The organism is Streptomyces sp. MMCC 100 (genome assembly GCF_041538145.2).
Lineage (GTDB): Bacteria > Actinomycetota > Actinomycetes > Streptomycetales > Streptomycetaceae > Streptomyces.
Window position 1 is genome coordinate 7,861,567 of record NZ_JBGORK020000001.1, and the last position, 12,409, is coordinate 7,873,975.

Consider the following 12,409-nt stretch of genomic DNA (forward strand, 5'->3'; position numbering starts at 1 on the left):
CCCGTGGCACCTGCGGCGCCTCAGGCGGCGTAGTCGCCCACGAGCTCGGCGCCCGTCGCGTGCTCGCCACGGTCGGTGATCTCGCCGGCCACCCAGGCGTCCACGCCGCGGTCGGCGAGGGCGGTCAGGGCCACGTCCGTCGATTCCTCGGGCACGATCGCGATCATGCCCACGCCCATGTTCAGGGTCTTCTCCAGCTCCAGGCGCTCGACCCGGCCGGTCCGGCCGACGAGGTCGAAGATCGCGCCCGGGGTCCAGGTGGACCGGTCGACCACGGCGTGCAGTCCGTCGGGGATCACGCGGGCCAGGTTGGCGGCGAGCCCGCCGCCGGTGACGTGGCTGAAGGCGTGGACCTCGGCGGTGCGCATGAGGGCCAGGCAGTCCAGGGAGTAGATCTTGGTCGGCTCCAGCAGCTCCTCGCCGAGGGTGCGGCCGAGCCCGTCCAGGTGGGCGTCGAGCGCCAGGCCGCCCTCGTTCAGCAGGACGTGGCGGACCAGCGAGTACCCGTTCGAGTGAAGCCCGGAGGACGCCATGGCGATCACCGCGTCACCCGTACGGATGCGATCCGGGCCGAGCAGCCGGTCGGCCTCCACGACGCCCGTACCGGCGCCGGCGACGTCGAAGTCGTCCGGACCCAGCAGGCCGGGGTGTTCGGCCGTCTCGCCGCCCACCAGGGAGCATCCCGCCAGCACACAGCCTTCGGCGATGCCCTTGACGATCGCGGCGACACGCTCGGGATGGACCTTGCCGACGCAGATGTAGTCGGTCATGAACAGCGGCTCGGCGCCGCACACCACGATGTCGTCCATGACCATCGCGACCAGGTCGTGGCCGATGGTGTCGTAGACGCCGAGCTGCCGGGCGATGTCGACCTTGGTGCCGACGCCGTCGGTGGCGGAGGCGAGCAGGGGGCGCTCGTAGTTCTTGAGGGCGGAGGCGTCGAAGAGACCGGCGAAGCCGCCGAGGCCGCCGAGGACCTCGGGGCGCCGCGTCTTCTTGACCCATTCCTTCATGAGCTCGACGGCGCGGTCGCCCGCCTCGATGTCGACGCCGGCGGCTGCGTAGCTGGCACCAGTTGTGTCAGGCATGACGATGAGAACCTTCGTGTCGTACGGCAGGGAGGCCAGGAAGCCGGGGGAACGGACGGCTACGGGCGACGGATGGCGTCGGCGGCGGCCGTACCGGCGGGCCCGGCGGCCAGCTCGGTCTCCAGGAGCTGCTTGCCGAGCAGCTCGGGGTCGGGGAGCTCCATCGGGTACTCGCCGTCGAAGCAGGCGCGGCACAGGTTCGGCTTGGCGATGGTGGTCGCCTCGATCATGCCGTCGATGGAGATGTACGCCAGGGAGTCGGCGCCCATCGAGGTGCCGATCTCCTCGACGCTCATGCCGTTGGCGATGAGCTCGGCGCGGGTGGCGAAGTCGATGCCGAAGAAGCAGGGCCACTTCACGGGCGGGGACGAGATCCGGATGTGGATCTCGGCGGCGCCGGCCTCACGGAGCATGCGGACCAGGGCCCGCTGGGTGTTGCCGCGGACGATGGAGTCGTCGACGACGACCAGCCGCTTGCCCTTGATGACTTCCTTCAGGGGGTTCAGCTTCAGGCGGATGCCGAGCTGGCGGATGGTCTGTGAAGGCTGGATGAAGGTCCGGCCGACGTAGGCGTTCTTCACCAGGCCGTTGCCGAAGGGGATGCCCGAAGCCTCGGCGTATCCGATCGCGGCGGGGGTGCCGGATTCCGGGGTCGCTATGACGAGGTCGGCCTCCGCGGGGGCCTCCTTCGCCAGCCTGCGACCCATCTCGACACGCGAGAGGTAGACGTTGCGGCCGGCGATGTCGGTGTCCGGGCGGGCCAGGTACACGTACTCGAAGACACAGCCCTTGGGCTTCGCTTCCGCGAATCGCGACGTTCGCAGGCCGTTCTCGTCGATGGCGACGAACTCGCCCGGCTCGATCTCCCGGACGAAGCTGGCGCCGCAGATGTCGAGGGCGGCGGACTCGGACGCGACCACCCAGCCGCGCTCCAGCCGGCCCAGCACCAGCGGGCGGATGCCCTGCGGGTCACGGGCGGCGTAGAGGGTGTGCTCGTCCATGAAGACGAGGGAGAAGGCGCCGCGCACCTGGGGCAGCACCTTGCCGGCCGCCTCCTCGACGGTCAGCGGCTTGCCGTCGTCGTCGACCTGGCCCGCGAGCAGCGCGGTGATCAGGTCCGTGTCGTTGGTCGCCGCGACCCGCGTGGAGCGGCCCTCCTGCTTGGGCAGGTCGGCGACCAGCTCGGCGAGCTGGGCGGTGTTGACGAGGTTGCCGTTGTGCCCGAGCGCGATGGAGCCCTGCGCGGTGGCACGGAACGTCGGCTGGGCGTTCTCCCACACGGAGGCACCGGTGGTCGAGTAGCGGGCGTGACCGACCGCGATGTGACCCTGGAGCGAACCGAGCGAGGTCTCGTCGAAGACCTGGGACACCAGGCCCATGTCCTTGAAGACGAGGATCTGGGAGCCGTTGCTGACCGCGATTCCCGCGGATTCCTGGCCCCGATGCTGGAGGGCGTACAGCCCGAAGTACGTGAGCTTTGCGACCTCTTCGCCCGGAGCCCAGACACCGAAGACGCCGCAAGCGTCCTGGGGGCCCTTCTCGCCGGGAAGCAGATCGTGATTGAGTCGACCGTCACCACGTGGCACGCCACCGAGTGTAGGCGAGGTCGACCACTGGTCCGAATTGGGGACAGGGGGTCAGCAGTGGATCACTGCTCGGCGACGGCCCGGACCGTGGTGCCGTCTTCGCTGGTCAGCGTGAGGGTCTTGTGATCGATCCGGTAGGTGACCTTGCCGTCGAAGAAGCCCAGCAGCCGCTTCTCGGCATCCATGAGTGAGCCTTCGCACATCATTCGGGTGGTGGACGGGACGCCGAGGGTGATACGCCCGTCGCTGACGGTGGCCCCGGCGTTGACGCGGTTGCACGGCAGGCGTCCGGAGACGGTCTTCGCGTCCCGGTCGAAGGTGAGGTGGGCGCGGCCCTTGTCGCCCTTCTGCCCCGGGGCGTCCACGGTCCACTGCGTGCCGTAGAGGGACGCGTCCTCGGACCTGCTGAGCCGGACGGTGTCGCCGTCGGCGGTGGTGAGGGTGAGCCGCTCGCCCTCGTTCTTCGAGGTGAGCGAGCCGGTGGTGAGAGCGCGGCCGAGGGACTTCTCGAAGTCGGCGGGGGTCTCGGCGCAGGCCTTCTCGGTGAACATGGCGTCGCTGAGCCGGACGCGTTCGCCGTCGCCCTCGACGTCGGCGCGGGCGCTGAAGCTGTTGCAGCCGGTGCTGCCCGCGGCCTCTCCGCCGTCGTCGATCCGTACGTGTGCCGCGTCCGGCGCCCGGTGGGTGGTGCCGTCGACGGTGACGCTGTCGATGCTCCACCGCACGCCGGTGATGCGCTGTCCGCCCGCGCCCACGGAACCGCTGCCGGAGTCGTCGGCCGCCTTCTCGCTGCCGCAGGCCGCGGCGAACGGGACGAGCGCGGCGACGGCCGCCACGGTCAGGGTCGCGCCGCGGTGCGGCTTCTGCCTGCTCTGCGGCTTCTGCCTGCTCTGCGTGTTCTGCCTGCTCTGCGTGTTCTGCCTGCTCTGCGTCTTCTGGCTGCTCTGCCTGTACATGCCGATTCGACGGAGGCGGGGAAGATCCGGTTCCCGTTCCGTTCCTCCGGCTTCCCCTCAGCTCAGCAGCGGCAGCAGCGCCGCGAGGTCGGCCCGCTCCCCGCTCGCGCTCACCTTCGCCCCGGCCAGGGCGTCCTTCCAGGCCAGCCGTCCGGTGGCCAGCCGGATCCAGGTCAGCGGGTCGGTCTCGACGACGTTCGGCGGGGTGCCCCGGGTGTGCCGGGGCCCCTCCACACACTGCACGACCGCGTACGGCGGGATCCGCACCTCCGTCGAGCCGCCGGGCGCCTTCACGGCGAGGGCGTCGGCCAGCAGCCGGGTCGCGGCGGCCAGCGCCTGCCGGTCGTACGGGACGTCGAGGCCGGGGACGGCGGCGTTCAGGTCGTCGGTGTGCACGACCAGCTCGACGGCGCGGGTGACGACGTAGTCGGCCAGCGGCAGGGCGCCCGCGCTGGTGGGGAGCAGCCTGCTGCCGGGGTGGGTGTCGAGTCGCTCGGTGAAGCGCCGCTCGACCTCGGTGAGGTGGGTGTCCAGGTCGGGGTGCTCGGCGGCGAGTCGGCGGGCGGTGCCGGCGATGGCGTCCGCGTCGGCGCCGATCGCGAACGGCCAGTCCAGCAGCCGCCCGTCCTGCCGCGCCGGCTCGGGCTCGTCCAGCAACCGGTCCACGGCCGTCAGCGCCATCCCGACGTGCGCGACCAGCTCCCGCACGGTCCAGTCCCCGAGCCGGGTGGGCAGGCCGAGCTGCTCGGGGGTGAGGGTGCGGACGGCCGCCCGTACGGTGCCGAACTGGCCGAGGACGGCGGCGCGGGTGCGGGTGGGGTCGTAGGCGCGGGGGCGTTTCCTGGTGGCGGGCGGCATGGCGGTGAGCCTAGCCAGTCCGTTCCCTAGGAGGTGCCCCAGTCGGCGCGGAACGTGGAGTGGCCGGGAAGGACGACGTCCGTGCAGTGGCGGCGGGTGGTCACGTCCTCCACGTAGGCGCGGAAGACGTCCTCCGTCCGGGAGGCCACCAGCCTGGCGTAGCCGAAGCCGCCGAGGGTCATGGTGTGGACCTGGGGGCGGCCGTCGCAGACGGAGGAGGCCCACCAGATCGGCTCCTCGGTGCTGCGGCCCGCCTTCCCGGGGGTCGCCGGTTCCGGGGACTCGTCGTCGTCGGTACCGGTGAGGCGGATGTTCTCGGCGAGTGGGCCGGAGTAGGTGTGGAGGGAGACGAACCACTGGCCCGGGACGTCCGGGCTGCTGAGCCGGCGATGCTCGTCACCCTCGGTGAGGTACACGCCGCGTGCGCGGCCGGCGCCGAGCACGAGGCCGCAGCGCTCGTCCCACACCCGGTCGTCCGTACGGCTCTCGACGACCTGGTCCGGGTACGGCGACCGGTCGGCGAGGCCGGTCTTCCCGTACCAGGCGCACGTGCCCCCGGCCCGATCGGCCGGGACGGGCCCCTCGGGCAGGGCGGGCACGGCGTCCGGGGCGTCCGGCAGGCGGTCGGCGCAGCCGAGCCGGTCCGCGAGGTTGTTGGCGGTGAGCACGGCCGTCTCGGCGAGGATGTCGCGGTCGTGGCCGCCGACCTGGCTGCCGCCGGGCGTCTTGAGCGCGGCCCGCGCCCACAGGGCCCGGACGGGCGTGTCCTTGGCCTTCCCTTCCTCGCACGGCAACTGCACGGTGACCGAGGAGGAGGTGACGCTGCCGGCGACGTCGCCGCCCAGGGGCTGCGGTGGGTAGGTCGGCCGGCCGAGCGCGTCGACCAGGTTCTCGTACGGAGTGTCGGCGATCCGGGGCCGGTCGGCCGGCAGGACGCCCATCTCGCCGGTGAAGAACCAACGGGCGCCGGTGCCGGACCCGTGCCGTGCACCCGCCTCCGTGCTGAAGATCTCGCAGTCGTGCGGGATCCCGGTGACCGGGTCGAAGCTGTCCTCGTCGAGAGCGCGGTGCGTGATGGTGCCGCCCGCTTCGGAGAGGGCCAGCACCCGGCCCGCCGGGACGAGCCCCCCGCAGGCCGCGTCGATCTGCCGGTGGCCGTTCCACACCGCCCAGATCTCCCGGCCGCTCCAGCCGATGGCCACCACTGCGGCCAGGCACAGCACGACGTTGACCGTCTTGCGCACGCCGTCCGGTATCCGCACCGCTCCCCCGTCCCCCGTCCCCCGGCGGCCCCGTCGCGCCGTGATCACCGACGAAGCTAACAGGTGCCTAGTCGCGGGAAGCGGGGGATGCGGGAGAGGGAGGCGAGGCGGGAGAGGCAGGGGCCGGTTCCGCTACGTCGAAGACCTCGCCGTTGCGCGGTACGCCGATGCCGCGCCAGGTGAACGGGACGCCCCGGGCGGTGTCCGGGTCGGGTCCGTCCATCAACTGGAAGTGGACGTGGGGCTCGGTGGAGTTGCCGGAGTTGCCGCACCGGGCGATCACCTGCCCGGCGCGGACGCGGTCGCCCTCGCGGACGGTGAAGGAACCCCGCCTGACGTGGGCGTACAGGGCGTGGACGCCGTCGCCGAGGTCGAGGACGAGGTGATTGCCGACGATGCGCCGGGCACCGGCCAGCTCACGCACCGAGCCCTCGACGACCATCAGGTACAGCAGCGCGGGCAGCGAGGTGCGGCTCAGGTGGTCGCGCTGGCCGTCGTCGGCCCGTACGACCGTGCCGTCGGCCACCGCGAGGAGCGGGGCGCCGAACGCCGGGAAGTCGCGGCCGCGCCGGGCGAGCGGCCACAGGGCGCGGAAGCCGGGGCGGGCGGCGGGCTCCGGTTCGGCGACGAGGTCGATGGCGAAGGTCTGTCCGTAGGCGTGGACGCCGTGGCTGGGGGTGCGGTCGGCCGGGCTGTTCAGCGCGGACCAGCGGCCGGTGACCGGCGGGGCGACCTCGACGGGCTCGCGGGCCTTGCCGGAAGCGTCCGGGGCGCCGCCGCCCCACCGGTTGACCACGGCGATCAGGACGTAGGCGAGGACCAGCGGCAGGAAGACACCCCACCACGGATACCCCGGGTCGAAGATCACGCCGACGGCCACCAGGGCCAGGAAGGCGAGTTGCAGCACCCTGAAGGTGATCATGGCGAGTTTGCGTACGGACATCGTTCCCCCTTGTTCGTGACGGTCCTGACGGTCCTGACGGTCCCGGTCAGTTCCGCGCGGTCGACAGCGCCACCAGCAGCGGCACGACCCGCCCCGGCGGCACCTCGTGGCGGCCCCGGCCGGTGGTGTGCAGCCAGCCGGCGCCGGTGAGCTGGCGCAGGTGGTGGTAGATCTGGCCGGTCGTGCCCATCCCTTCCAGCTCGGCCAGCTCGGCGGCGGTGCGCCGCCCGCCCAGCACCTCCCGCAGCAGCCGCAGTCGCACGGGGTGCCCGAGCGCGGCGAACCCCTCGGCGGACTCGGCCCAGTCGACGTCCATCAGTCCGTCGGTGAGCGTGCCGTGCTGCCAGGCGTACTGCTCGCCGGTCGGCAGGCGCACGGAGCCGGTGAACAGGACACCTCCGGTTGTCGCCCCCAGCTCGGTGAGCTGCTGCTTGAGCCCTTCCAGGGCCCAGAGGTCGCCCCCTTCGGGGCCGGGGGCGGGCCGGTCGGCAGCTTCCAGTGCGGCGAGCCGCCGTTCGAGATCGGCCACGCGTTGTTCCAGTTGCTTCACTCGTACGATATTACGTAGATACGTAATCACGTGCAACGGTCACTCGTACGTGTGTCTGGCGGCGGAAGGCGGCCCGGGAGGGCCGCAGTGCCGGAAACACTGGTCCGCGCCTGGAAGGAGGTGCAACATGACGGTTATGGCCGAGCACACGTCTCAGATGTCGGTGGACGAGTTCGAAACGATCGCTTCCGCCGCTCCCGAGACCGTCACGTTGGAGTTCATTGACGGACGGATCGGGACCAAAGCAGTGACCGACGGAGACCACACCACCATCTTGTCTTGGCTGACCCGGCGCTGTATGCAGAGCCGGCCCGAACTGGACCTGGCGCAGGGCCAAGGCCTGCGCGTCGACGCGTACCGGCGGAGCAGGGCGAAACCGGATGCCATCCTCGCGCCGGAGGCCCACTTCGCCGGAAACGGGGAGTGGGCCGACCCGGATGGCGCGCTCATGGTCGTCGAGGTGACCTCGTACGACTCGGACACGGACCGACGAGACCGTCACGAGAAGCCGGCCGCCTACGGCGAGGCGGGAATTCCTGTGTACCTCTTGATCGACCGGGATTCCTGCACAGTCACGGTGCACAGCTCCCCGGACCGGCAGGTCGGCGGCTACCGCGACGCCCGCGTCACGAAGTTCGGCGAGACGTTGGTGCTCCCCGACCCGGTCGGCATCGAGCTCGACACGGAGATCCTCAAGAACTACGTCCGCTGAAACGCAGAGGTCCCGCCCGGAACCGACCGGGCGGGACCTCTGCGTCGCAGGGGATCGAGGGACTACGCCAGCAGCCCCGGGATCGTCCCCTCGTGGGCCTCGCGCAGCTCGGTCAGGGGGAGGGTGAACTCGCCCTGGACCTCGACCGCGTCCCCGTCCACGACGCCGATGCGGGTGACGGGCAGGCCGCGGGCGCCGCACATGTCGTTGAAGCGGAGTTCCTCCGAGCGCGGGACGGCGACGACCGCGCGGCCCGCCGACTCCGAGAACAGGAAGGTGAAGGCGTCAAGACCGTCCGGTACGACCAGACGCGCGCCCTTGTCGCCCAGCAGCGCCGACTCGACGACCGCCTGGATCAGACCGCCGTCGGACAGGTCGTGCGCGGAGTCGATCATGCCGTCGCGGGAGGCGGAGATCAGGATCTCACCGAGCAGGCGCTCACGCTCCAGGTCGACCTTCGGGGGCAGGCCGCCGAGGTGGTCGTGGATCACCTGGGACCAGGCCGAGCCGCCGAACTCCTCACGCGTGTCGCCCAGCAGGTACAGCAGCTGGCCGTCCTCCTGGAAGGCGACCGGCGTGCGGCGGGCCACGTCGTCGATGACGCCGAGGACCGCGACCACCGGGGTCGGGTGGATGGCGGCCTCGCCGGTCTGGTTGTAGAGCGAGACGTTGCCGCCGGTCACCGGGGTGCCCAGCTGCTGACAGCCGTCGGCCAGGCCGCGCACGGCCTCCGCGAACTGCCACATGACCGCCGGGTCCTCCGGCGAACCGAAGTTCAGGCAGTCGGAGACCGCGAGGGGCTTCGCGCCGGTGGTGGCCACGTTGCGGTAGGCCTCCGCCAGGGCCAGCTGCGCGCCCGTGTACGGGTCGAGCTTGGCGTAGCGGCCGTTGCCGTCGGTCGCGATGGCGACGCCGAGGCCGGACTCCTCGTCCACGCGGATCATGCCCGAGTCCTCGGGCTGGGCGAGGACGGTGTTGCCCTGCACGAAGTGGTCGTACTGCTGGGTGATCCACTGCTTGGACGCCTGGTTGGGCGAGCCGACGAGCTTGAGGACCTGGTCCTTCAGCTCGTCGGACGTCCCCGGCCGGGGCAGCTTGCCCGCGTCGTCGGCCTGGAGGGCGTCCTGCCAGTCCGGGCGCGCGTAGGGGCGCTCGTACGTGGGGCCCTCGTGGGCGACCGTGCGCGGGTCGACGTCGACGATCTTGCCGCCGTGCCAGAAGATCTCCAGGCGGTCGCCGTCGGTGACCTCACCGATGACGGTGGCGATGACGTCCCACTTGTCGCAGATCTCGAGGAAGCGGTCGACCTTCTCCGGCTCGACGACCGCGCACATCCGCTCCTGCGACTCGCTCATGAGGATTTCCTCGGGCGAGAGGGTGGAGTCGCGAAGAGGTACGTCGTCCAAGGTCACGCGCATGCCGCCGGAGCCGTTCGACGCCAGCTCGCTCGTCGCGCAGGACAGGCCCGCGGCTCCCAGGTCCTGGATGCCGACGACCAGCTTCTCGGCGAACGCCTCCAGGGTGCACTCGATGAGGAGCTTCTCCTGGAAGGGGTCGCCGACCTGGACGGCGGGGCGCTTGGAAGGCTTGGCGTCGTCGAAGGTCTCGCTCGCCAGGATCGACGCGCCGCCGATGCCGTCGCCGCCGGTGCGGGCGCCGTACAGGATGACCTTGTTGCCCGCGCCCGACGCCTTCGCAAGGTGGATGTCCTCGTGCCGCATGACGCCGATGGCACCGGCGTTGACCAGCGGGTTGCCCTGGTAGCAGGCGTCGAAGACGACCTCGCCGCCGATGTTGGGCAGGCCCAGGCAGTTGCCGTAGCCGCCGATGCCCGCGACGACGCCGGGCAGCACGCGCTTGGTGTCGGGGTGGTCGGCGGCGCCGAAGCGCAGCGGGTCCACGACGGCGACGGGACGCGCGCCCATCGCGATGATGTCGCGGACGATGCCGCCGACGCCGGTGGCCGCGCCCTGGTAGGGCTCGACGTAGGACGGGTGGTTGTGCGACTCGACCTTGAAGGTGACCGCGTAGCCCTGGCCGACGTCGACGACACCGGCGTTCTCGCCGATGCCGACGAGCATCGCCTCGGACTCGGGGGCCTTCTCGCCGAACTGGCGCAGGTGCACCTTGCTGCTCTTGTACGAGCAGTGCTCGGACCACATGACGGAGTACATCGCCAGCTCCGCGCCGGTGGGGCGGCGGCCGAGGATCTCCACGACCCTCTCGTACTCGTCCTTCTTCAGGCCCAGCTCGGCCCAGGGCAGCTCGACGTCGGGGGTCGCGGTCGCGTGCTCGACCGTGTCCAGAGGCGTCCGGCTCATGCGTTGACCAGCTTCTTGAGGATCGAGGTGAAGAACGGCAGGCCGTCGGTACGGCCCGTACCGATCAGCGACTCGACGGCGTGCTCGGGGTGCGGCATGAGGCCGACGACGTTCCCGGCGGCGTTGGTGATGCCGGCGATGTCGTTGAGCGAGCCGTTCGGGTTGAAGTCCATGTACCGGAAGGCCACCCGCCCCTCGGCCTCCAGCTCGTCCAGCGTGCGCCGGTCGGCGACGTAGCGGCCGTCCATGTTCTTCAGCGGGATGTGGATCTCCTGGCCGGCGGTGTAGTCGCTGGTCCAGGCGGTGCCCGCGTTCTCCACCCGCAGCTTCTGGTCGCGGCAGACGAAGTGCAGGTGGTCGTTGCCCAGCATGCCGCCGGGCAGCAGGTGGGCCTCGGTGAGGATCTGGAAGCCGTTGCAGATGCCCAGCACCGGCAGGCCGGCCCTGGCCTGGTCGATGACGGTGTCCATCACCGGCGAGAAGCGGGCGATGGCGCCGGCGCGCAGATAATCGCCGTACGAGAAACCGCCGCACAGCACCACGGCGTCGACCTGCTTGAGGTCCTTGTCCTTGTGCCAGAGGGCGACGGGTTCCGCGCCGGCGACGCGGATCGCGCGCTGCGTGTCCCGGTCGTCGAGGCTGCCGGGGAAAGTGACGACGCCAATACGAGCGGTCACTTCGCCGCCCCCGCGACTACGTCTTCGGACTCGACCTTGACGGTGAAGTCCTCGATCACGGTGTTGGCGAGGAAGGATTCCGCAAGATCATGGATGCGGGCGAGGGCGGCGTCGTCGACCGGCCCGTCCACTTCCAGTTCGAATCGCTTTCCCTGACGGACGTCCGAGATCCCTTCGAAACCCAGTCGCGGCAGTGCGCGCTGCACCGCCTGGCCCTGGGGGTCGAGGATCTCCGGCTTGAGCATGACGTCGACTACGACGCGTGCCACTGGCACTCCCGGTGTGTGGTGCTGAGCAGGTTCCTTCAGACTACCCGTACAAAATTTCTACGCGCGTAGCCTTGGAGGAATCTACGTGAGCCCAGTCACGATTCGGCATCGGGAGGAGGCGGTCGCGAAAAGCTTCGGGAAAGATCCCGGATCCAACGCGGGCGCCTATTGCGCGACAGACACGCGGGAAGATTTAGTCGGTCTTCCCATTGCAATGCCGGGCACTGTACAAATGAAATGTCATTAGCCGATACTTTGCCCAATTACAGGCGAACAGTCGGCATCATCGCGGCGTCTTGGCACGTTGAGGCACGTCATCGCGGAGATGCCGCACGAAGGGACCGATATTCGTGGCGCAGCGTGTCGTAGTCACTCTCTTTGACGACATCGACGGCTCGGAAGCGGCGGAGACGATCGCCTTCGGAGTCGACGGCAGGATGTACGAGATCGACCTGAACGAAGCCAATGCCCGGAAACTGCGCAAGGCGCTCGAGCCCTACGTCTCGGCCGGCCGCAAGCGCTCCCGGTCCGGCAAGGCGTACCGGCAGACGGAGGTCGCCCCCGACCCGGCGGCGGTCCGCGCCTGGGCCCAGGCGAACAAGATGGACGTGCCCGCGCGGGGCCGGATCCCGAAGAAGGTGTACGAGGCGTTCGCCGAGGCGCAGTGAGCCGGCGTCCGGTGAGCCGGGCGTCCGGCGCGGGCGGCCGACGGCCGCTCAGCCGCCCCTCGCGGCAACCGACTTGCGCGGCACCCCGGGTGATCAGCTAAAGTCTGGAGCACGCCGAGGGGCGAGGCCGAAAGGTCCAGCTCACGGAACATGCGGGTGTAGTTCAGTAGTAGAACATCCCCCTTCCAGGGGGAAGGCGCAGTGTGCAATTCCTGTCACCCGCTCTGCACCGCCGTACCGATGACCCGATGGGATCAGGTAGGCTGGTGCTCGCACCGATCGGTGAAGGCCGGTCGGGAGCATATGCGGACGTAGCTCAGTTGGTAGAGCGCAACCTTGCCAAGGTTGAGGTCGCGAGTTCGAGCCTCGTCGTCCGCTCGGGAATCAGACCCCGGTCCTCCAGGATCGGGGTCTTTTCGTGCGCCCGGCCTTCGAGCCCTCCGCCGGCCCACCCCTGACATTTGTCATGCCGGGTGATGACGGGCCGCACTGTCGTCCCGCCCCGGGCGCCGGAATCCT

Annotated in this window: 12 protein-coding genes and 2 tRNA genes; 4 read left to right on the forward strand and 10 right to left on the reverse strand. The window is 70.5% G+C overall.

The window, feature by feature from the left end; translation table 11 throughout:
- Positions 1-20: 20 nt before the first annotated feature.
- The 7 genes from purM to ABS735_RS36525 form a co-directional block, all read right to left on the reverse strand.
- On the reverse strand, positions 21-1,088 hold the full coding sequence (gene purM, locus ABS735_RS36495; protein WP_373904557.1) for a phosphoribosylformylglycinamidine cyclo-ligase: 1,068 nt from the start codon (positions 1,086-1,088) through the stop codon (positions 21-23).
- A gap of 59 nt (positions 1,089-1,147) precedes the next feature.
- Entirely contained in the window at positions 1,148-2,674 is a 1,527-nt protein-coding gene (gene purF / locus ABS735_RS36500) for an amidophosphoribosyltransferase (protein ID WP_373904558.1), read from the reverse strand.
- A 62-nt stretch (positions 2,675-2,736) separates the two neighbouring features.
- Positions 2,737-3,630, reverse strand: coding sequence for an META domain-containing protein (locus tag ABS735_RS36505; RefSeq protein WP_373904559.1), 894 nt, complete (start codon positions 3,628-3,630; stop codon positions 2,737-2,739).
- 57 nt (positions 3,631-3,687) lie between these two features.
- On the reverse strand, positions 3,688-4,488 hold the full coding sequence (locus ABS735_RS36510) for a maleylpyruvate isomerase family mycothiol-dependent enzyme (RefSeq protein ID WP_373904560.1): 801 nt from the start codon (positions 4,486-4,488) through the stop codon (positions 3,688-3,690).
- A gap of 26 nt (positions 4,489-4,514) precedes the next feature.
- On the reverse strand, positions 4,515-5,750 hold the full coding sequence (locus tag ABS735_RS36515; RefSeq protein ID WP_373904561.1) for a hypothetical protein: 1,236 nt from the start codon (positions 5,748-5,750) through the stop codon (positions 4,515-4,517).
- A gap of 67 nt (positions 5,751-5,817) precedes the next feature.
- Positions 5,818-6,693: a M23 family metallopeptidase gene (locus tag ABS735_RS36520; protein ID WP_373904562.1), complete on the reverse strand. Its 876-nt coding sequence runs from the start codon at positions 6,691-6,693 to the stop codon at positions 5,818-5,820.
- Positions 6,694-6,739: 46 nt separating this feature from the next.
- Positions 6,740-7,222 carry an ArsR/SmtB family transcription factor gene (locus ABS735_RS36525; protein WP_373905138.1) on the reverse strand — a complete coding sequence of 161 codons (483 nt, stop codon included), beginning with the start codon at positions 7,220-7,222 and terminating at the stop codon, positions 6,740-6,742.
- A gap of 148 nt (positions 7,223-7,370) precedes the next feature.
- On the opposite strand from ABS735_RS36525, the gene ABS735_RS36530 reads away from it, so the two are divergent.
- A complete protein-coding gene (locus ABS735_RS36530) occupies positions 7,371-7,955 on the forward strand; it encodes a Uma2 family endonuclease (protein ID WP_373904563.1) in 585 nt (194 codons plus the stop codon).
- A gap of 62 nt (positions 7,956-8,017) precedes the next feature.
- On the opposite strand, the gene purL is transcribed toward ABS735_RS36530, so the two are convergent.
- From purL to purS, 3 genes are read right to left on the reverse strand one after another with little or no spacing between them, the layout of a single operon-like run.
- Entirely contained in the window at positions 8,018-10,276 is a 2,259-nt protein-coding gene (gene purL / locus ABS735_RS36535) for a phosphoribosylformylglycinamidine synthase subunit PurL (RefSeq protein ID WP_373904564.1), read from the reverse strand.
- Positions 10,273-10,953, reverse strand: a complete 681-nt coding sequence (gene purQ, locus ABS735_RS36540; protein ID WP_373904565.1) for a phosphoribosylformylglycinamidine synthase subunit PurQ — start codon at positions 10,951-10,953, stop codon at positions 10,273-10,275. The genes purL and purQ overlap by 4 nt, the downstream gene beginning before the upstream one ends.
- Entirely contained in the window at positions 10,950-11,222 is a 273-nt protein-coding gene (purS, locus tag ABS735_RS36545; protein ID WP_003974895.1) for a phosphoribosylformylglycinamidine synthase subunit PurS, read from the reverse strand. The genes purQ and purS overlap by 4 nt, the downstream gene beginning before the upstream one ends.
- 350 nt (positions 11,223-11,572) lie before the next feature.
- Here purS and ABS735_RS36550 point away from each other — a divergent pair, with 350 nt between their 5' ends.
- From ABS735_RS36550 to ABS735_RS36560, 3 genes are all read left to right on the forward strand, one after another.
- Positions 11,573-11,890, forward strand: coding sequence for a histone-like nucleoid-structuring protein Lsr2 (locus ABS735_RS36550; protein ID WP_055421997.1), 318 nt, complete (start codon positions 11,573-11,575; stop codon positions 11,888-11,890).
- 152 nt (positions 11,891-12,042) lie between these two features.
- Positions 12,043-12,114 (forward strand) — tRNA-Gly (locus tag ABS735_RS36555).
- 81 nt (positions 12,115-12,195) lie between these two features.
- Positions 12,196-12,268, forward strand: a tRNA-Gly gene (locus ABS735_RS36560).
- Positions 12,269-12,409: the final 141 nt, after the last annotated feature.